Here is a 20,540-nt window from a genome sequence, read left to right on the forward strand (position 1 = left end):
AAATTGCCCAATGGCACAACACCAATTTTTCTACAATTATTTAAACAAATACAACACTCTGCTAACTACGGAGCTTCAAAACCTGGCAAACAAGCTAGAAGCGCACAACCGTTTGCAAGAAGGAAAACTTTTGCAAATCGCTATTAGCCTGCACTTGAAAGTTTCTACTTTCAATCAGCAGGCTATTGAGACAATCGAGCAACATATTAAGGATTCTCTCTGCTCAGACTAAAACTTTGACCAAGTAATCGATTAGGTAGTTGAAGTACCCTCTCAACTCCACCGCTGCTTCAGTTGACACTTGATCTGATTCTTCCCAATAACTTATGTACTTATCTTGAATCAACTTGAACGCGTTTGTGTATGTCTCGACTGGTGGCTGTTGGTGAGTGATGATTCCTTGATAGAGTAGACGAGGTTCAATCCCATTTTCCAAACAGCTGCCAAGCAGCTTCAAATATTTACTGAGGTTGTAACGAAATACTTCTATTTGGGGATGTTGTGAACCCAATAACTCATGCGCTACTTCTTGTGCTACTTCTTCTCGATGAGCTAGTAGCCAGAATCCTGCTTCTAGACAGGCTGCTGATTGTGCTTCTAGGCTTGGGAGTGACGTAGTGAGTTGTTGAATCTGTGCTAGAGATTCTTGGAGTTGATGCTGCTTGAGTTGAATATCTGCTACGTTAGGGTGATTCCCTTCTAAGATCTGATTATCCCCTAGCTCGCAGATCATATCTTCAACAATTGGTTTAATGTTTTGAATGACAATATCGGTCTCCTCCTTCAGCACGTTCAGCACTTGTTGACGCAAATCGTATTCTAGTAAATTCTCTAGGCGATTTTTTGTACTATCTTCCAGAAAGTTGAACTGGTATTGCAAGTTCTCAATGAGTGACTCCAGGCGTTGTTCTGTGTTTGGTAGACTCTCATATAAACCTTGTTCGAGAGAATCGACTCGTTTTTGCAAAGACTTGATAGATGCTTTACTGGACCAAGGACTGATGATAAATGCTGCAAAGTCCCGCAAGATTTTGATAGCTTTATGCACCACTCCTACCCTGTTGATGTTCTGCGCCATTAGATTTATCCTTAAAGATTATGACTAATCCGTTCGATTCCCAATCGGTTCCCCATTTTTGGGTTATTGTCTGGAGCAGTCAAAGATACAATTTATGTGCCAATAGTTCCTTTTTTCATGCTTAGGATGTTGTTATCCCACGCAAGTACAGTTTCTCCAGCCAATTCTTCCATCCTATAATCAGGGATACTACCTAAGTTGTGATAAATATCACCTATCAATCAACTCCTACAAGAAGATTTTATGCAATTTGCGAAGATAAAAATAAAGAGTTTATAGCTTATTTTTAGGAAAATCCTGCTTATTTTTTGTTTTTAGAGATTAAACTGAATTTTTAGTTCATTTTCCCAGAATTTTAATGTAAAGGGTGGGTGATAAATCTGCATAAAAACCCTTTTATCCCATTTTTTCCTACTTTTAGGAAAAAATGGGATAAAGTTTGAGATTTTGACTAAATTTAATATCACTTAGACCTTGCAGGGCTATTTCATTACTATGCACGACACCCAGAAATTGGCGTTGCTGAATTCAGTCATAAATTACACTTGTAACAATTCTATATTTTGTTGCGAAATTCTTGTAGAGACGTAGCATATGAGTCTAGATCTCTTGGTAGAGTTTCTAACGCCAGATGCTCCAAAGGAGATACCCGTAAGCGCAGAGCGCACATTACGTGTTGGCTTACGCCGTAAGGCGTGGCGTTAACCATAGGGCTACGTCTCTACAAACCCGTAAATTGTCAATTCCTATCTTGATTCAGCAACACCCAGAAATGTATTTTCTGACTCATATCCGAAATCTGTTTGAACGGACAGCAAACGCAGAATCAGAATCGGTACTTGAGTGGGAAAACCGTACTAAATTGGAGCGCAAATTCTACCTGATGAATCTGTGTTTTTGTCGATACTATAAAAATAGGGCTTAGGTAATGTTGTTGCTATAGCAATCCTAAGTCAGTTGTCAAACCACTCTGTGTTCTCTGCACCAAGTGCGGTTTATAAACTACAGTTCATGTTCAAAAATCAGATAGGACAGGTATAGCTGTGAATCAGCATTACAAGGAGACCTAGAAAGATGAGAAATCAATTGAAGCAGGAATTGAAGTATTGCTAAAGTTAGAACAAGAACAACTGTCTAGTCTGAGTTATCATTTGGGCGATAAACAGTAGTCAACGAAGTGTTAACTCAACTAGGTGCAGCTATCGAAAATATTACTAGATTGCACAAAGGAGACTAAGCATGACCTACAATGCAAATAGTGAAGAAAACTTGGTCGTCATAGAAGTCAGCCCTCAGACCCATGAAATGGTAGAAACTGAGATGGCAGGTGAAACCGATGAAGTCAAGCACGAAACCAAAGCACTGATTGAGGCAATCAAAAGACGCGCCCAATCTGAGGCAGAATCAGCAGGGACTCTCACCCGTGAAACCTATTTGAATGCGGTACGTCAAGCACGGGAAGCCCTTGAAGGTGACAAACTCATTGAGCGCGATTGCGCGGAGCGCAGCGCCCTTACGGGCGATCGCATTGAACACGCATTTGCAGTCCTACAACAGGAAGCTGAGAGAAACTGGCACTTGCTGTTCAAACAAGTCGCAGAACTAGGCGATCGCTTCCAAGACGCCGTCAAAGCTGCATGGGATGCTTTCAATGCTCCTCGCCCTCGCTCTTAATTGTGTTGAATTTCACGGCGACAGCATGTAGAGACGTTGCAATGCAACGTCTCTACATATTTACGTTTTTGCCTTAGATTTCTTAAACCAGAACGACTAGAATGGCTAAATGATGCTAGATAATGAAAAAGCTCTAACATTGACTTGTCTCTAGCTCGGTAATTAAGAACTAATAGCTATGCGAACTTACTATTGCGGCGAACTCCGAAAACAACATATTGGAGAAACTGTCACCTTATACGGATGGGTAGACCGTCGTCGCGATCATGGTGGTGTGATATTTATAGATTTACGCGATCGCAATGGTATTATCCAAATCGTCAGCGATCCGCAACGTACCCCAGATTCCTACGAATTGGCAAATACCTTGCGAAATGAATACGTTGTCGAAATCACTGGTAGAGCGACACAACGTCCTGAAGAATCCCTAAACCCCCGCATACCTACAGGCGAAGTAGAAATCTACGCCGATAAAATTAAACTCCTCAACTCAGTTCGTAAACAGTTACCATTCCAAGTTTCCACCGCAGACATCGATCCCGTGCGGGAAGAATTGCGGTTGAAGTATCGTTATCTAGATTTGCGACGCGATCGCATGGCGCATAACTTGCAACTGCGTCATCAAGTCGTCAAAGCTATTCGTCGTTACCTAGAAGACGTAGAAAGTTTCATTGAAGTTGAAACTCCCGTCCTCACTCGTTCCACTCCCGAAGGCGCGCGAGATTACCTTGTACCTAGTCGCGTCAACGGTGGTGAGTGGTTTGCCTTGCCGCAATCACCTCAGCTATTTAAACAATTACTGATGGTATCAGGTTTTGACAGATACTATCAGATTGCGCGTTGCTTTCGTGATGAAGACTTACGCGCCGACAGACAACCAGAATTTACCCAGTTGGACATGGAAATGAGCTTCATGTCCCAAGAAGAAATTATTGAACTTAACGAGAAGTTAGTTGGTCATATTTTCAAGACAGTAAAGGGCATTGAAGTACAACGTCCTTTCCCACGTCTGACTTACGCCGACGCGATGGAACACTATGGCTGTGATAAGCCAGATACGCGTTATGGTTTAGAACTCGTCAATGTCTCGGATGTCATGAAAGACTCTGGCTTCAAAGTCTTTCGCGAAGCCGTCGCCAATGGTGGTATTGTCAAAATTCTTCCCATTCCCAACGGGAACGATTTCATTTCTAACGTCCGTATCAAACCAGGCGGCGACTTATTCAAAGAAGCCAGCGAAGCCGGTGCCAAAGGTTTAGCTTACATCCGGGTACGAGATGACGGTGAAATTGACACCATTGGCGCAATTAAAGACAATCTCACCGCAGAACAAAAACAGAAAATTTTGTACCGTACAAGTGCAAAACCCGGACATTTACTGCTATTTGGGGCTGGTGATACTGCTACTGTTAATAAAACTTTAGATAGGCTGCGGCAAGTTGTCGCTAGGGAATTCGGGTTAATAAATCCAGAGAAAATTAATTTGCTGTGGGTGACAGATTTCCCTATGTTTGAATGGAACGCAGACGAAAAGCGCCTAGAAGCACTGCACCACCCATTTACTGCGCCTCATCCCGATGATGTGGGCGACTTAAAAACTGCAAGGGCGCAAGCTTACGATTTGGTGTTCAACGGTTTTGAAGTTGGCGGTGGTAGTTTGCGGATTTATCAACGGGAAATTCAACAGCAGGTGTTTGAGACAATTGGTTTCTCTGGTGAGGAAGCGCAGAATAAATTTGGTTTTCTGTTGGAGGCGTTTGAATATGGAACTCCGCCTCACGGTGGTATCGCCTACGGTTTGGATCGTTTGGTGATGTTGCTAGCTGGCGAAGAATCAATTCGGGATGTCATTGCTTTTCCAAAGACGCAACAAGTACGTTGTTTGTTAACAGATGCGCCTTCGGGAGTTGACGCCAAGCAGCTCAAAGAGTTGCACGTTGCTTCGACTTATAAGCCAAAATCTTAGTTATTGAAAACTAAGAATGCACACAGATCAACAGAGATTTAGTTTTATCTGTGTGCATCCGTGTCCATCTGTGGTTCATTATTTCTTTGTGTACCTTACAAGGGTTGCAAACCGCTATATTTGTGGTTTCATTATCCAACTCACTAGACTTCTTGCAAACGTGAATAATCTAGAAAATAAAACCACAGATGGACACAGATAAACACAGATATTATATCGGTGTGAATCTGTATGAATCTGTGGTTTTATATAAAAAAAATACTTTTGCCAGAGTTCTAATTTTTTGCAAGTTTCCAAAGCTGGAACTTATCAAAGTAAACATTCCCTATCCTAGATTGCTGCTCTTTTTCAAGTTTATACTCCAATGTCTGTGGAAGAGGATTATGGGGAGGATTGTATAAAAATACATCATTGAAACTATGAGAAATTTGGGACATATGCGACTCGTTCACCAACTGAATTCTCACTTTTGGAGAGAGTAGATAACTCAGAGATAGTTCATCAGCTATAGCCCAAGTTCCCTCACAGGAACTTATTAAAATTGGGTGACTCGCTTGGTTAAGCATGCGAACCATTTGGGGAGTATAAAGGTTAAGAGACTTCAGCCACCACGTTTCTGCTTGAGAACTGATGCCACAGGATATGACTCCAGCGCCAACCAGCCCAACCATAACTATCTGCCACATCCGTCGTCTCCAGATGTTAACAGAAGAGGGGATAATTTGAGTTGCTAGCAAATATGAAACAGCCAACTGAATCCCCAAATACGCAGGGATGAAATACCGAGGAATTTGCGATCGCACTCCTCCAAAAATGAAATCAGAAATGACTAAGGGGAGGGCTGTGATCCCAATCAATATGAAAACAAATAACCAAACTCGCTTTGGTGTACGACGCCAGAGAAAATAAATCGAATATCCAACAAAAACTAAGAGAAAAGGAATCAGGTATTTTATGATTCTTTTTAATAAAGAACCCTCAAGACCACGTCTTAAATCATAATCAAAATCAATCAAAAAATAGCTCAGGTTAACAGCCCAGAACTTCATCAAAAGTAACCGGGATACTTTATCAGTCATCCAGCTTGTTGTTTCTTGAACTTTCGCAAAGTTAGTGATAACAACCACAAGCCAAGGCGTGAAAGCTAAAATCCCTACACTAGATGCCAGAAAATAAGCAATCACCTTCTTAGTCAATCGGAATCGTTCCAGAGCAACTACATAAACACCATGAGCAATCATGACTAATCCAGAAAACAGAAATGTATACAGCCCTAATGCCACAGATAGTGCATATATTCCCCAACTCAGCTTTGTTTTTAGTCGCATTGCCCACAACAGTGCTGCGCTTGATAGCAAAATTGTCACACTCCACAAACTATACTCCCGTGCTTCTTGTGCGTACAGCACATGTAATGGCGATACAGCTAGCAGTCCAATTGCTACCCATCCTACAAGCGATGACTCAAATAATTCTCGGCACAGCCAATACATACAAGGGAAAGCCAGTAAGCTCATGAGCGCAGACACACCTCTAGTGACCGCAACTGAACTGCCAAACCATTGCATCCCAAATCGTGTGAGTACGTAATAGAGCGGTGGATGCTGAGAGTCTTCTAGTGCTAAGGATTTAATTGTATCGGTTAGAGTTTTTTCAGGAGCAAGACGCTGATATTTCTGTAAATCTTGAGCGTTAATTTCTTGACCATTGCAGATTTGCTCGTTAGCTTCTGACGCTGTGTAGCCAGCAACTCGTAGTGAGGTAAAAGTCTCGTCGAACCAGTAGACTTTTCGGTCAAGATTGACGAAGCGAAAAAATACACCCAATGCCAATAGGACGATGACTAAAAACCGTAACCAAGTTGGAGGAAGCACCTTGCTATGCATTAATTTGCCGTTCATATCCTTAGAGGAATGGCGATTGTGAAGTCAAAAAATGACCGCTATTCTTTGCTAGCAAATAGAGCTAGCAAATAGAACGCTTAAGTGGCAAGCGTCAGGATTATCCCAGGTATAATTACTTTGGAAAAGATGAGCATAATCAACTATATAATTTAGGGGAAAACTATACAAAATAAACTCATACCTAAGACATAGGTCTTGTGATAGAAGGCAGAAACACGAATAAGCAACTATTAATTTTGACTAAAACCACAAAAAGCACGCTCGAACATAATTAATACAAGCGCTGTTTCCCCAGAAAATTCTCTCTGCATGAGTATCATCCAACCTAATTCTTTCTTATCAGTACCCACAGGTGCATTACAAATTCCAGAATTACCCCCTGCAACCATAACACCAGATGGTGAACCCATATTGTTGTCTCTGGTAATTCCGACATATAACGAAGCGGCAAATATTCAAAAAATCGTCTCTGTATTAAGCAGCTTACTAGATGAGTCGATAGCTGGAAAGTATGAGATGATTGTCGTGGACGATGACAGTCCAGATGGTACATGGAACATAGCCCAGTCGCTCATCGGAGAATACCCCCAACTACGGGTGATGCGACGACAGCTTGAACGGGGATTATCCAGTGCAGTGATTCGCGGATGGCAAGCAGCCACTGGAGGTGTTTTAGGGGTCATTGATGGGGATTTGCAACATCCACCCCATGTGCTACTGCAACTATTACAAGCTATTGAACAAGGAGCAGATTTAGCAGTCGCCAGCCGTCACGTAGAAGGCGGTGGAGTCAGCAGTTGGAGTTTCATCAGGCGTTTCTTATCCCGAGGCGCTCAGTTGTTAGGATTGATAATCCTACCAGGGGTTCTTGCAAGAGTTTCAGACCCAATGAGCGGTTATTTTATGATACGTCGCCGCTGTATAGTTGGTCAAACCCTTAATCCCGTAGGATACAAAATTCTCTTGGAGGTCATCGGGCGCGGAAACGTGGGGAAAATTGCCGAAGTCGGCTATGTGTTCTGCGAGCGCAAAGAGGGTGAAAGTAAGGTAACATGGAAGCAATATCTCGAGTACATCCACCACTTAATCCGCTTGCGGCTATCGACCGGTCGACTAGGACAATTTAGTCAACGCATCGGTTTCCCCATTGGTCGGTTTGTCCGCTTTGGTTTAGTGGGACTATCAGGGGTATTTGTGGATATGGCAGTGCTTTACTTGCTCAGTGACCCGACAACCCTGGCTTTACCTCTGACGCGCAGCAAAATCATTGCTGGGGAAGTAGCAATTTTCAATAATTTCTTGTGGAATGATATGTGGACGTTTGCTGATGTCAGCAGCCAGCAGCAGCAATGGCGTCAGCGCTTGAAGCGGTTTTTGAAATTCAACATTATCTGTCTAGCTGGACTAGTGTTGAATGTCTTGGTGTTGAACTTGGTGTTCAATTTTGTCATTCCCAACCGCTACATTGCTAACCTGATTGCCATTGCAGTTGCTACTGTTTGGAACTTTTGGGTGAATTTGAAACTCAGTTGGCGCGTAACTCAGGTGAAATAGCTTTTTGTGAAATTATGAAGTCAAAAAAAGTGGATGTGCAAGGAAATGCACATCCACTTTTTCTTAATTGATGATTTGCTTGGTTTGGTTGACCCTGGTGCGTTTGCAAGCTGACCAGACCTGGATAAAACAAAATTGTACCTTTTGAAAACAGGAAAACCCGCCGAAGCGGGCTGACACACAACAGAACTATGAACTAGAACAATAAAACGTTAATTTAGCCGAAATACTTCATCTCTGCTTCCAATTGGCGAATTAGCTTTTCGTCTCCCTTAGCTCTAGCGACTTGTAAGCGATGTTCTAAGCTTCTTTTAATATTCAGTTGATGCGCTTCCCGTGCGTTTTTTGTCGCTTCCACTCTGTTCTTAGTCATTTAACAAGTTGCCTCTTTTTTTCCCCATTAATGTCTGATTTTCATAACATAGCAAATTTTTAGTAGCTTTTGTTACAGAAAAATAAACTTAATATATATTAATCAACCAGAAATAAATTATAGCAAGATGCATCACAACTCCATGATCACTTTGCTCAGCGATTTTGGCGATCGCGATATTTATGTCGGCGTAATGAAGGGAGTTATTGCCGAAATCAACCCAGAACTGAGGTTGGTAGACTTGACACACCAAATTCCGCCGCAAAACATCGCGGCTGCTCGATTTTGCCTAATGAATGCTTACCCTTACTTTCCCGATGGGACAGTACATTTGGCAGTAGTCGATCCGGGTGTGGGAGGAAGGCGACGGGCGATCGCGGTAGAATTTGCCAATGGGTTTTTGGTAGGACCAGATAATGGCATATTCAGCGGATTGTTAAGTCAAAGTCCAGCGATCGCAGTTGTAGAATTGACGAACTCTGATTATTGGAGAACCCCCCAACTCAGCAAGACTTTCCACGGTAGGGATATCTTTGCACCAGTCGCGGCACATCTTGCAAGCGGAGTCCCTCTCAAAGAGCTAGGAAATCCCATCAACTCAGCAATTTTGGTACCAATGGACATATCCGGATGTATTTTAACAGAAACAGGTATAGCAGGTTCTATTCAATATATTGACCACTTCGGGAACTTAGTAACCAACATTCCTGGGAATTACGTGCAAGGCAGAACTTGGTATGTTAAAGCAGCTGGGTTAACGATTACAGGATGTGAAACTTATAGTGATGTGAAAGTTGGAGAGGCGATCTCACTAGTTGAAAGTCACGGCTGGGTAGAAATTGCCATCAACAGCGGTAACGCCCAGTCACAGTTGCAGATACAGTTGGGAGATAGGGTAGAACTCGCTTTTGAAAGCTAGCTGTTTTTAAGGAGCCAAGTTTTAATTAATTCGGTAAAATTGCCAGAAATTCACAAAAGATAACACGCTAGTGGTCTATCACATTTATTTTGAAGGCTTCGTAGTGAGCACTTAAGCGCTCAAAAAATTTAGGACTAAAGTCCTGACTACGAATTTGTACAAGCATCATAAATTAATTCGATAAACCACTAGGGCAGAGACTCATTAGCATAGAAATTGTAGGTGAAAGATTTTTTGTTATTACCACCAAGTCATCTAAAATCTCAAATCTAAAATAACTATGACTCAGCAAACAGTATATGTACCAGAAGTTTATCAAGGTCAGTTTGGAGAATTTACGATAACTGGCGGCGATCGCACTGGCGTAATAATCTACCGTAGTGCATTAATGGTAGCTGCACTCAGTTTTGCCATAGGCAGCGCTTTGGTTTTGCTAGAAAATCACCCAGATTTCCACCTCCTGACGCCTCTCTATGCCAGCTTCAGTCTCGCTCTTGGTGTGAGTTTACTAACCATCCATATATACATGGCATTTCTGCACCGACTTTTGCAAGTTTTTTGGGTTATTGGCAGCATCACCGCAGTTATCCTAGCATTCTCTAGCAGTACACCTTTAGCCGTAACCGTTTACACTCAACCACTCACCTTGCTGGGAGTTGGTTTTACCTTTGTCGCTTTGACAGGGATTTACTTCAAAGAAGCGTTTTGCTTCAATCGTTTTGAAACCAAGATACTGACGCCAATAGTACCTGTACTACTGCTAGGACATCTGCTTGGAGTTTTGCCAACACAGGGAGAACAGGTTTTATTAGGACTGTGGGCAATTTTATTTGTGGTGTTTGCCCTACGTAAGGTAGTGCAAGAAATTCCTGCGGATATTGGGGATAAGTCTGTTTTTGCATATTTAAAAGCACAACGTTCTGTAAAAGTTTAGGGAAATATCGCAGCGTCACAATCTGGGAATAATAAACCCAGAAGATGTGAGGATGAGCTATTGGGACAAGAACGTGCATACTGGCTAGCTTGGTCGCAAATTTCTGGTGTTGGTCCAGTATTACTACGACGGTTACAGCAGCATTTTGGTACACTAGCAGCAGCGTGGAAAGCGATGCCTGCCCAGTTGGGACAAGTAGAGGGTTTTGGTTTTCAAACGCTGCAAAAGGTGGTGCAACAGCGTTCCCGTTTGCATCCTGAACAATTTCTGGAGCAACACCAACAGCAAAACCCAAATTTCTGGACACCAGCAGATGCACAATATCCCCGGTTACTGCTAGAAATTCCCAGCCCACCGCCTGTGGTGTACTATCGTGGTGAAGTAGACCTACAAGAAAATTTGGGACAAAAATCACTCGTTGCGATTGTGGGTACACGCCAACCCTCAGAGTATGGCATTCGTTGGACTCGCCAAATCAGCACAGCTTTGGCTAAAAATGGGTTCACAGTTGTTTCTGGTTTGGCAGAGGGAATTGATACTGAAAGTCACGCCGTCTCTATGAAAGCAGGAGGACGCACGATCGCAGTTTTAGGCACTGGTGTAGATGTTGTGTATCCATCCAAAAATCAAGAACTGTACAAGCAGATTTTGACTGCTGGGTTGGTTGTGAGTGAGTATCCAGCGAAAACGCCACCTGATCGCACTCACTTTCCTCGTCGTAATAGAATTATCGCAGGTATGAGCCGTGCTGTCCTAGTGATGGAAGCACCGCTAAAATCGGGTGCTTTGATTACCGCAAGTTATGCCAATGATTTTGGGCGAGATGTCTACGTCTTGCCAGGAAGACTGGATGATTACCCATCCCAAGGGTGTTTAAAACTACTCAGCCAAGGGGCTGCTCCCATTCTCAAGGAATTAGACGAATTGCTCAAGATGCTGGGAGCAATACCACAACTTGATTCTATTGAAGCGTCTACCTCACCGCAGCAGTTGACTTTGCCTGATTTACCACCAGAACTCCAACGGGTTATGGATGCAATTTCTTCAGAATCTTTACCCTTTGATTTTATTATTCAACAAACGGGCATGTCTGCTGGTTCTGTTTCCAGCGCTTTGTTACAGTTGGAGCTCATGGGTTTAGTTTCGCAACTGCCAGGAATGCGATATCAGCGGTCTTAAAAAGAAAAATATCATTGACTTACACTGTGTCAGACCAACCCACGCCTGAATTTTCCCGTCCTCGTCAGCGACTACCTCATCAAAGGTGGCAAATTTCCCCTCAAAAAACAGAATTGGCGCAAAAGCTGGGGGAAACGACAAATTTACCCCCCTTAATCAACCAACTGCTGATAAATCGGGGTATTGAAACGCCAGAAGAAGCACAAACTTTTTTAGATTCAGGATACCAGGTCTTGCCTTCACCTTTGGACGACTTTCCTGATTTGGCAATGAGTCTGGAGTTGTTGCAAAGTGCGATTGTCTCTCAAGAGAAAATCGCTATTTGTGGTGACTACGATGCTGATGGGATGACAAGCACTGCTTTACTTCTGCGTGGTCTCCGGTGGTTGGGCGCTCAAGTAGATTATGCTATCCCTAGTCGGATGCATGAAGGCTACGGCATTAATAAACGGATTGTTGAAGAATTCCATAGTGAAGGCGTGAGATTGATTCTAACTGTAGATAATGGCATCTCAGCCTTTGAACCAATTGCTAGAGCTAGAGAACTTGGTCTAAAAGTCATTATCACTGACCACCACGACATTCCCCAACAATTACCTCCAGCTGACGCCATTCTTAACCCGAAACTCATACAAGAATCCTCACCTTATCGGGGTATTGCTGGTGTTGGCGTTGCATACATTTTAGCGGTGTCCCTTGCCCAAAAACTAGGACAGGCTAACGATGGCATATTAACTTCGATGCTGGAACTCTTTACATTGGGAACCATTGCAGATTTAGCCCCTTTGATTGGTGTAAACCGCCACTGGGTGAAACGTGGTTTGCAGTATTTACCCAAATCCAAGCTTCCTGGAGTACAGGCGCTGATTCAAATGTCTGGGGTGCAGGCGAGTGGGGCAAAAGGAGGACAAGGGGACACGGAGAATTTAAATGCAACTGTCTCCCCCTCTCCCCCTCTCCACGTCCCCGCGTCTTCTCTCAAGCCGGAGGATATTGGCTTTCGGTTGGGTCCGCGAATTAATGCAATCGGTCGTATTGCTGATCCCCAGATTGTGATTGAATTGCTAACGACTGACGATATGGGGATAGCTTTAGAAAGGGCTATGCAGTGCGAAGCAATTAACCGTCAGCGTCGGGAAATGTGCGAACAAATTGAGCAACAGGCAATAGAAATTGTAGAGATGTACCATAGCGCGTCTCTACCACAAGACCGTGTGTTAGTCATTGTGCAACCCAACTGGCATCATGGTGTTATTGGTATCGTTGCTTCTCGCTTGGTGGAACGCTATGGTGTTCCGGTGTTTATCGGCACATATGAGGATGAGGGACATATTCGCGGTTCAGCGCGTGGAATTCCAGAGTTTCACGTATTTGACGCTTTAGAATATTGTCAGGACTTGCTTGGCAAATTTGGTGGACATAAAGCCGCCGGGGGATTTTCTCTACTATCGGAAAATTTGGCGGCATTGCGATCGCGTCTTAGTGAGTTTGCTAACAAGTGTCTTGAACTCCAGCACCTCAAACCACTTTTAAAAATTGATGCTGAAGCCAACCTGAGTCAAATTCATCTCGAGTTTTATCAACAGCTTAATGTTTTGGAGCCTTGCGGTATCGACAACCCAGATCCAGTCTTTTGGACACCTAATGTTCGAGTCGTTGAGCAAGAAACTGTAGGTAAGGGACACCTTAAACTCAGCTTAACACAAACTCTTGATAATTCACATTACAAAATTAAGGCGATCGCTTGGCGCTGGCGTGACTATTTTCCCCTACCACCGCGACTTGATATCGCTTACAAATTAAGAGAAAACTATTTTAATGGAAATACTACGATTGAGTTGGAGTTACTTGGCGTTAGGCTCCCAACCCAGTCTCACATTTTTTTTGCTTCACGACCGACGCCGTTAAGAACTTCCTTTGAGTACCATCAACGCCACTATACCTGTGGAATCTATAAAAATGGTTCTGTATCAGAATTAAGAATTGGAAACCCCGAAGGCAAAATACTAGCTGTTCAGCTAGGACACAACATTGGTTTACTGGGAACGAGTCGCCAAGATGCGATCGAGGTCGATGTTTTTCAACCCCAGTACAATAACATTATCGAAGCTGCCTTTGAAGCTTTATCACTCTTGAGTACTCAGTACTGAGTTCCGAGTCATTTCCACTCAGTATTCAGTACGGGCGCAAAGCCCTGCGCCCCTACATACTCACTACTCTTACAGGTCGCCGTTGCGAAATGCCAGCACAAAAATCACTGCAGGACCGGCTAACATGATGAGTGCGACAGAAGTTAGCTGAAAAATAACTTCCCAATTAATGTTGGATAGAGCTTCCATTTGTCCTCCCGAAAGAAATGATATAACTGCAAAACCCGCAATTTATCATATCCGGCGATCGCCCGTCGTCTTTAATTTACTTAACAAAATTATAAAAAAAACTATAAAAACTAAAAATAGCACAACGTTTAGAACAGGTTTTAGTCATGGCTACTTGGCAATGTGTTAAGCAATGTGGAGCCTGCTGTCATCTTGACCCAGCAGATCGCCCAGACATATATGAGTATTTATCACCCGAGGAACTGGAATTGTATCTGAGCATGGTCGGTGAAGGAGGATGGTGTGTAAATTTCGATAAAGATTCGCGAGAATGTCGCATTTACCCAAATCGTCCGCGATTTTGCCGTGTGGAACCAGAGGTGTTTCAGGATATGTACGGTATTGACCCCGAGGAGTTGAACGATTTTGCAATAGACTGCTGTTATCAGCAAATAGAGGGAGTGTATGGCGACAGAAGCTTGGAGATGTTGCGCTTCGACCAAGCAGTTGGTTTTTAGAAGTGAGATATTTACTTTCTTGTCTACGCGCCTCCCCATCTCTCCCTACTTCCCATACTCGTCAATCCCTGAGACTAGCTTGCCATTTGTCGAAAATCTTGAGAAAATGAGAAAAATATGAAAACTACCTCTTAGCAAAAAAATACTGCCTGTGAAAGTTGACTCCAAGCCTTTGAACCTTTCTGTATCTGAAACTGAAAGCAAGCTAGAGCTAAAAGATGAAGTAGAGTGCAATTCCACGACTACCTTAGTTGAGCTACCTTCAGCGTTAGTTTCTGATAAACCTCAGAAGCCCCAAACCCCAGTAGTCATTTTTGCTACTACGTTCTTAACCATCTTTCTGGCGGAAATTGGTGACAAGACACAGCTATCCACCCTGTTAATGAGTGCGGAATCACAATCTCCGTGGGTGGTGTTTTTAGGATCTGCAGCTGCGCTAGTCACAACGAGTCTACTTGGGGTGGTGTTAGGGAGTTGGATAGCTAGCAAACTTTCTCCGAAAACTGTAGAAAAAGCAGCAGGAATCATGCTGCTGCTGATTTCTCTAATGCTGTTTTGGGATGTAGCACAATTTTAAATTTGGATTTTTTAATTATGGATTGGCATCTTTTAGGATTGAGCTTTATTACAGTTTTTTTGTCGGAATTGGGTGATAAAAGTCAGTTAGCAGCAATTGCGCTTTCAGGTCGTTGTCAATCTCCGCGTGCGGTCTTCTTTGGGACAGCTGGTGCACTACTTTTGACTAGCTTGTTGGGAGCATTAGCAGGGGGAGCCGTGGCAGAGTTATTACCCACAAGGTTGTTGAAAGCAATCGCTGCTGTGGGATTTGCCATTCTTGCAGTACGCCTGCTATTTCTGAACAATGAGACTTCGCCAGAAGTTAATGAATGATGAATTATGAAGTTGTTGAGCACTCATCATTCATCATTCTTAATCATTTGCATCTAACGCCGCCAGCACCAGCCCAAAAGTGTGCTACCTACCACTAGTTTTGCTGCTTCCAAAACCCAGTAACCCCCATGTAGTACATTCATAGTTGCTGGTATTTCAGCAGTTGCCTGAAATAGGTTCAATTCAAGTCCTATGGCAGACATTTGTGGAGTTAAGAAGTAGGTATCAACCAAAGCGATCGCCAGCAGTACCAGGGACAAAATAATTGCACCGCGACGCCACTGAGATTGGCTATTGCACAGAGCTAACACACTGGTTAATACTAAGCCAGCAGACAATAATTCGAGACGATTAAAATTCCAGAAAATGACATAACCAGCTGTTGCAAAACTGGCTTGAGTCATCATGCCAGAAACATATAAGCTAGGCATAATTACCCAGTCTAGTAAGAGGCTGGCACTGAGCCAAAAGCCTAAAGTGATCATGGCAATACTTTGCCAAATCGGTCGCTTGAGTTCGATGCTAGAAACAGCATTCATAATGCGTGAATAATTGCGTATCTTTATACTTCTTGTTTCTAACTCAACTAAAGCAGTGTGACAACAATAATCAATTATCTTTTACAAATTGGTTGCTATCTTAATAAAGCAATTGAATATTTTTTGCCTGCTTTCATTCAAATAATTAACAAAATTTAAATATTATTAAGAATAATAAAAATTTAGTTTAGTTCAAAGACGTACAAGATTGAAAGGAAAATTGTAAAATTGAACTATAGGGCAAGTTTGTAGTCTGTCATATTTCCAGGTAGACACAGCGATGCGTACAGCATTTTTATTAAGTACAGCGATTGCTTGCACAGCAGTGATAGGCGGATATCCTACGGATTTGAGTCAAGCAGTTAAGTTACGAGATGGTAAAGTCTATTTTGTCCAACCGCCGAGCCTTGGTGATGTAGTGACGACCTACAAGGAGACTTATGTATGGGGCGCAACGTATTACTTTACCATTGGTCTGCCAGAAAACGCTGGAGAACCACTGCAACGCATAACGATTAACCAGCGTGAGGGAGTAGACCGTGTACGCTTTGACTTGGAAGATACTTTCGCCTTTGAAGGGACGCGTTCCAACGAAGGTCAAAAACTTGCTTTGAAAGATGCGACAAGCGACCGCAAGACGAAAACAGTATCGCTCACATTTGACCCGCCAGTATCCCCAGGTAGAACCATCACCATAGCTCTCAAGCCAGTGCAAAACCCTCAGGTTGCTGGCGTGTATCTATTTGGAGTCACGGCGTTTCCACCAGGCGAGCAAGCTCACGGTCAATTTCTCGGTTATGGAAGGCTGCAATTTTACAACTTTGGTCCTAGGTTTTTTTAGATCGATTAGTTATTTATACTTATTAAGTAAAGCCGCATAATCTTAAAAAATTTCATAGCCGACGAACGCAAACTACGTCCATTCGCAGTTCAAAATCCATACGTTTGACTCTACTTCTCTTTAAACGTCCACACTCCATCATCCCAGTCGCTATCAGATAGAGGTTTTTGCAGCCAGTGCTGACAACGTTGTAAATGTAGTATTGCTGCTAAATCTCTACTGTTAATTTCCAAAACTTTCGCAAATTCAGCCTGAGCACGAGTAAACTGGCGACTTGAGTAATACTCACGCCCTCTGTGATAATGCTCAATTAGTCGTAGTTTTGTACTACAAACAGGATCGGAACGCAAACCTACTAGTTCATATATGGCTAATGGCTCATTTCTCCCTTTGACCCGAATGTAATCAAGTTCTCTTGCCCATATATAGTTTTGACAACGTTGATAAGTGTTTTCACTAATGATAATATCACAACCATACTGCTTACTGACGCTTTCGAGTCGTGAGCCTAAATTAACGCCATCGCCTATGGCAGTAAATTCCATACGCTTGCTTGAGCCAATATTACCACTAATAACTATGTCAGAATTAATACCAATACCAATATTAACTTTTGGCTTGTGATCTACTTGACGACGGGCATTAAATTCTTGCAAGCGATGACGCATTTCTATAGATGTTTGTACCGCCATCCAAGCATGTTGTTGCAAAGGCAAGGGGGAACCATAGACAGCCATAATGGCATCGCCGATATATTTGTCCAAAGTGCCTTTGTATTTAAAGACCGCCTCCACCATTGATTCAAAATATTCATTGAGCATACTCACCACTTCTTCTGCTTCCAGGTTTTCGGTTAAAGTGGTGTAGCCGCGAATATCAGAGAATAAAATCGAAACTTCTTTGCGATCGCCTCCTAGTTTAGCGTCATCCAATTTCAGCAGTTCTTCTGCTAACTCTTGAGTCATATACCGATACATGGTACTCTTGAGGCGCTTTTTATCGCTGATGTCATCCATGACGACTAACGCCCCTCGTACTTGTTGATGGTCTCTAGCATCTGCAATCGTGCTTATCGATAAATTCACACTGTGCTGTGTTTTGCTAGTAGTCAGCAAGGTGCGATCTGGATAGTACTGCTCACGGTCTGTTAAGTCTGGTGCATCTAAAGCCGTTTGGCACCATTTGCTAAAGTTGCCTTCTTTGATGCAAATAAGATCACTTATCAACTTACCTTCCAAACGCTCTTCTGGTTCCAGACCTAGCAAGCGCTTGGCGCTCTCATTTGCGGTAATAATGTGACCTGCTTTATCAGTAGAAATCACTCCATTGGAAAGACTACGGAGAATGTCTCTCTGTAAAAGTTCCTGTTGTTTGACAGTGGCAAACAACTGGGCATTATGCAACGCTATCCCCGCCTGAATATTAAAAGCTTCCATAAACTCTTCGTCATTATGGTCAAAACTAGCTTGAAAACATTCAGGGGCTTTGGGCCATAATTTGGGATGATAAGGGGGAAAATCCCCTGGTTTCTTTTTATTGATTAGCTGAGTCACGCCAATCAATTCTCCATCGGCGTTAAATACTGGCATACAAAGTAAGCTACAGGTGCGATAACCATTTTGCTGGTCTATTTGTTTAGCAGTATCCGAGTCAGGATGGTTATACAGATCAAAGGGAATGTTCAGCGTCTTACCGGATATTGCCACTATGCCAGCAAAGCCTTTACCTATCGGTACTCGCAATTCCTTGGTTGAGCAGCCGTCTTGGGTAATTTTCGTCCAAAGTTCACCCGTGTCGCGGTCTAATAACCATAAGGTACTGCGATCAGCGTTCATCAATTCCTTCGCTTCAACCATCACCCGCTTTAGCGTTTCTTCTAAGTCTAGGCTACTTTGACTGAGGGATTTGATTGCTTTCATCAGCGCTGCAGCGGCTCTCTGTTTTTGAGTTGCTATGTAAAATGAGCGCGAGGACTCCAAGATGAGCCTAATGGATGGAGCAAATTCCTGAAATAATTTTTTGTCAGCATCAGTAAAGCCTCTGATATCAATACGTTCTGAGAAAGGCGCATCTGGATTACTGGAGGATTTTAATTTATTGAGCAATTGCACTACCGCGACTAATTGTCCTTGTTCATTTAAAAGTGGCAAAGCCAGCATAGTGTAGGTGCGGTAGCCGGTTCTTTTTTCTTGTTCTCGGGCAAATACTGAGCGGGGATCGTTGTAAAAATCAAAGGGAATATTGATGACCTTCTTATATATGGCAACTTCGCCAGCAATGCCTTTATCTGCCGGGATACGGATTTCTAAGGAGCGATCGCCCTCTGCCTCAGCCACTATTGACCAGAGTTCTTTTTTTTCTTCATCCACTAAAAATATTGTCGTGCGATCAGCACAGAGTAATTCCCCTGTTTTCAAGGTAATTGAATGTAGCATTTCTTGCAGGATTGTTTCAAAACCCTGAGAATCCAACATAGAGAGGGTTTGATTGAAAATTCTTAATTTCTGTTCAACTTCCGTAACAACCTGTTTAAAAGTATCCTGAGTCAGGGGAGCAAGAAAGGTAGATATCGTTCCTTTTCTTTTGACAAAAGCACCCACAGTGAAGCTATTTTGCGACAATTCACGGTTTTCTTGACTGGCAACATTAATAATTAAATCGGCGGTATGACCGCAACTACGTTGATTAACTGACATAACTGATTTTTGATATGAAATTACACTTTAGGAATGTTTAACTACGTTAATGTATGTAAGTGTTGCTACAGGCAACTAGATATCAACATCATCCTCAGTGTAATATGTGATCAAGTAAGCGTCACCTTCTAGAGGTTAGGAGTTAAAAATCTAAAACTTAGAACTGATAGCTCCTATGGCGATCTGGAGTGGATAAGTGATGCTTGAAAAGTTAATTTGTTTTTATACCAAAATTTTTCTAGTAAATTCTACGATTACGGAGCGTCCTTTACTGAAAGCTTGACCCTATCGCAAACAGAGCGAGTCTTCTTTTTTTTTGACAGAAGAGGGAGAATTCATGACTTTGACACGCCAACTGGGAAAAAACCAGACAGGGAGAGGCAAAAAGGGATTTCCCTAATAAGGGCAAGTCAAACAAAAAGTTGGGGCTTATGGGAGGGTCATTGCAGCTTGGAGGGTTGAGCGAGTTGAGAAGAGTCGGTGATTAAGCAATATTCCTGCCAAGGTGTAATGGCTCTCGCAACAACTCGGGCAACCCGCCCAAGGCATTGTTTGACTAATAATGTAAATTCTAGATAGGGAAACTTGTGGACCATCGTGCAATTGTGTTGTCCACACAGGATGAACAGGGGGTACAAGGCGAAAACCAAGGGTGAGAAAAATATTTTCGTTCCAGCACTTGACAGAAAAAAAAGGTGAGGCTAGACTAGATAAAGTGTGAAGAGAAGAACACACGCCGAACCAAGACAAAACAATAGTTTGAAAGCCATAAGCAAGAAGTCCTCGTCAAGAAAATAAATTGGAGTCAAGGGGCGAAAGCCTCAAGACAAAAATAATTTCACAAAACTGATGATATAGGATTCCGGGAAGAAATTTTCGGGAGCCTAGGCAAACTCGTTCAAAACAAAACGGAGAGTTTGATCCTGGCTCAGGATGAACGCTGGCGGTATGCTTAACACATGCAAGTCGAACGGGGTGCTTAGGCACCTAGTGGCGGACGGGTGAGTAACGCGTGAGAATCTGGCTTCAGGTTCGGGACAACAGTTGGAAACGACTGCTAATACCGGATGTGCCGATGGGTAAAAGATTAATTGCCTGAAGATGAGCTCGCGTCTGATTAGCTAGTAGGTGTGGTAAGAGCGCACCTAGGCGACGA

At 42.9% G+C, this 20,540-nt stretch carries 19 protein-coding genes and 1 other annotated feature; of the genes, 12 read left to right on the forward strand and 7 right to left on the reverse strand.

Annotated elements, in window-relative coordinates:
* Nucleotides 1-10 precede the first annotated feature (10 nt).
* Entirely contained in the window at nt 11-232 is a 222-nt protein-coding gene (locus MAS10914_RS0113870) for a hypothetical protein (RefSeq protein ID WP_017316542.1), read from the forward strand.
* Here the strand turns inward: MAS10914_RS0113870 and MAS10914_RS0113875 are convergent.
* Nucleotides 224-1,078: a hypothetical protein gene (locus tag MAS10914_RS0113875; RefSeq protein WP_017316543.1), complete on the reverse strand. Its 855-nt coding sequence runs from the start codon at nt 1,076-1,078 to the stop codon at nt 224-226. The genes MAS10914_RS0113870 and MAS10914_RS0113875 overlap by 9 nt on opposite strands.
* 1,239 nt (nt 1,079-2,317) lie before the next feature.
* Here MAS10914_RS0113875 and MAS10914_RS0113880 point away from each other — a divergent pair.
* Together MAS10914_RS0113880 and aspS are read left to right on the forward strand one after the other, a co-directional pair.
* Entirely contained in the window at nt 2,318-2,752 is a 435-nt protein-coding gene (locus MAS10914_RS0113880) for a hypothetical protein (RefSeq protein ID WP_017316544.1), read from the forward strand.
* Between the two features lie 178 nt (nt 2,753-2,930).
* Nucleotides 2,931-4,718, forward strand: a complete 1,788-nt coding sequence (gene aspS / locus MAS10914_RS0113885; RefSeq protein WP_017316545.1) for an aspartate--tRNA ligase — start codon at nt 2,931-2,933, stop codon at nt 4,716-4,718.
* Between the two features lie 275 nt (nt 4,719-4,993).
* Here the strand turns inward: aspS and MAS10914_RS0113890 are convergent, their stop codons facing one another.
* Nucleotides 4,994-6,619 (reverse strand): glycosyltransferase family 39 protein, encoded by a 1,626-nt coding sequence (locus MAS10914_RS0113890; RefSeq protein ID WP_033365256.1) that lies wholly within the window; start codon nt 6,617-6,619, stop codon nt 4,994-4,996.
* A 312-nt stretch (nt 6,620-6,931) separates the two neighbouring features.
* Here MAS10914_RS0113890 and MAS10914_RS0113895 point away from each other — a divergent pair, with 312 nt between their 5' ends.
* The gene (locus MAS10914_RS0113895; protein WP_017316547.1) at nt 6,932-8,176 is read left to right on the forward strand and encodes a glycosyltransferase; all 1,245 of its coding nucleotides are present in this window, start codon (nt 6,932-6,934) and stop codon (nt 8,174-8,176) included.
* Nucleotides 8,177-8,393: 217 nt separating this feature from the next.
* Here MAS10914_RS0113895 and pirA read toward each other — a convergent pair whose 3' ends face one another.
* Entirely contained in the window at nt 8,394-8,549 is a 156-nt protein-coding gene (gene pirA / locus MAS10914_RS34960) for an arginine synthesis PII-interacting regulator PirA (RefSeq protein ID WP_017316548.1), read from the reverse strand.
* A gap of 127 nt (nt 8,550-8,676) precedes the next feature.
* Here pirA and MAS10914_RS0113905 point away from each other — a divergent pair, with 127 nt between their 5' ends.
* The 4 genes from MAS10914_RS0113905 (at nt 8,677) to MAS10914_RS0113920 (ending at nt 13,731) form a co-directional block, all read left to right on the forward strand.
* Entirely contained in the window at nt 8,677-9,468 is a 792-nt protein-coding gene (locus MAS10914_RS0113905) for an SAM hydrolase/SAM-dependent halogenase family protein (RefSeq protein WP_033365258.1), read from the forward strand.
* A gap of 280 nt (nt 9,469-9,748) precedes the next feature.
* The gene (locus MAS10914_RS0113910) at nt 9,749-10,402 is read left to right on the forward strand and encodes a DUF2301 domain-containing membrane protein (protein ID WP_017316550.1); all 654 of its coding nucleotides are present in this window, start codon (nt 9,749-9,751) and stop codon (nt 10,400-10,402) included.
* A gap of 60 nt (nt 10,403-10,462) precedes the next feature.
* Nucleotides 10,463-11,581: a DNA-processing protein DprA gene (dprA, locus tag MAS10914_RS0113915; protein ID WP_017316551.1), complete on the forward strand. Its 1,119-nt coding sequence runs from the start codon at nt 10,463-10,465 to the stop codon at nt 11,579-11,581.
* Nucleotides 11,582-11,607: 26 nt separating this feature from the next.
* On the forward strand, nt 11,608-13,731 hold the full coding sequence (locus MAS10914_RS0113920) for a single-stranded-DNA-specific exonuclease RecJ (RefSeq protein WP_017316552.1): 2,124 nt from the start codon (nt 11,608-11,610) through the stop codon (nt 13,729-13,731).
* A gap of 69 nt (nt 13,732-13,800) precedes the next feature.
* Here MAS10914_RS0113920 and psb30 read toward each other — a convergent pair whose 3' ends face one another.
* A complete protein-coding gene (gene psb30 / locus MAS10914_RS0113925; RefSeq protein ID WP_017316553.1) occupies nt 13,801-13,920 on the reverse strand; it encodes a photosystem II reaction center protein Ycf12/Psb30 in 120 nt (39 codons plus the stop codon).
* 146 nt (nt 13,921-14,066) lie between these two features.
* Here psb30 and MAS10914_RS0113930 point away from each other — a divergent pair, with 146 nt between their 5' ends.
* The 3 genes from MAS10914_RS0113930 to MAS10914_RS0113940 all read left to right on the forward strand — a co-directional run bounded on the left by MAS10914_RS0113930 (nt 14,067) and on the right by MAS10914_RS0113940 (nt 15,308).
* Nucleotides 14,067-14,417 (forward strand): YkgJ family cysteine cluster protein, encoded by a 351-nt coding sequence (locus MAS10914_RS0113930; RefSeq protein ID WP_017316554.1) that lies wholly within the window; start codon nt 14,067-14,069, stop codon nt 14,415-14,417.
* A 151-nt stretch (nt 14,418-14,568) separates the two neighbouring features.
* On the forward strand, nt 14,569-14,994 hold the full coding sequence (locus MAS10914_RS0113935) for a TMEM165/GDT1 family protein (RefSeq protein WP_017316555.1): 426 nt from the start codon (nt 14,569-14,571) through the stop codon (nt 14,992-14,994).
* 17 nt (nt 14,995-15,011) lie between these two features.
* A complete protein-coding gene (locus MAS10914_RS0113940; protein WP_026082549.1) occupies nt 15,012-15,308 on the forward strand; it encodes a TMEM165/GDT1 family protein in 297 nt (98 codons plus the stop codon).
* A gap of 53 nt (nt 15,309-15,361) precedes the next feature.
* On the opposite strand, the gene MAS10914_RS0113945 is transcribed toward MAS10914_RS0113940, so the two are convergent.
* Nucleotides 15,362-15,847 (reverse strand): DUF4149 domain-containing protein, encoded by a 486-nt coding sequence (locus tag MAS10914_RS0113945; protein WP_017316557.1) that lies wholly within the window; start codon nt 15,845-15,847, stop codon nt 15,362-15,364.
* Between the two features lie 280 nt (nt 15,848-16,127).
* Here MAS10914_RS0113945 and MAS10914_RS0113950 point away from each other — a divergent pair, with 280 nt between their 5' ends.
* Complete coding sequence (locus MAS10914_RS0113950) at nt 16,128-16,688, forward strand: DUF2808 domain-containing protein (protein ID WP_017316558.1); 561 nt, start codon at nt 16,128-16,130, stop codon at nt 16,686-16,688.
* A 110-nt stretch (nt 16,689-16,798) separates the two neighbouring features.
* Here the strand turns inward: MAS10914_RS0113950 and MAS10914_RS0113955 are convergent, their stop codons facing one another.
* Both MAS10914_RS0113955 and MAS10914_RS34220 read right to left on the reverse strand, forming a co-directional pair.
* Nucleotides 16,799-19,384 carry a GAF domain-containing protein gene (locus MAS10914_RS0113955; protein WP_017316559.1) on the reverse strand — a complete coding sequence of 862 codons (2,586 nt, stop codon included), beginning with the start codon at nt 19,382-19,384 and terminating at the stop codon, nt 16,799-16,801.
* Nucleotides 19,385-19,824: 440 nt separating this feature from the next.
* Complete coding sequence (locus MAS10914_RS34220; RefSeq protein WP_156818154.1) at nt 19,825-19,980, reverse strand: hypothetical protein; 156 nt, start codon at nt 19,978-19,980, stop codon at nt 19,825-19,827.
* Between the two features lie 408 nt (nt 19,981-20,388).
* Nucleotides 20,389-20,540 (forward strand) — a sequence feature (16S ribosomal RNA rRNA prediction is too short).

This window comes from Mastigocladopsis repens PCC 10914 (genome assembly GCF_000315565.1).
Classification (GTDB): domain Bacteria; phylum Cyanobacteriota; class Cyanobacteriia; order Cyanobacteriales; family Nostocaceae; genus Mastigocladopsis; species Mastigocladopsis repens.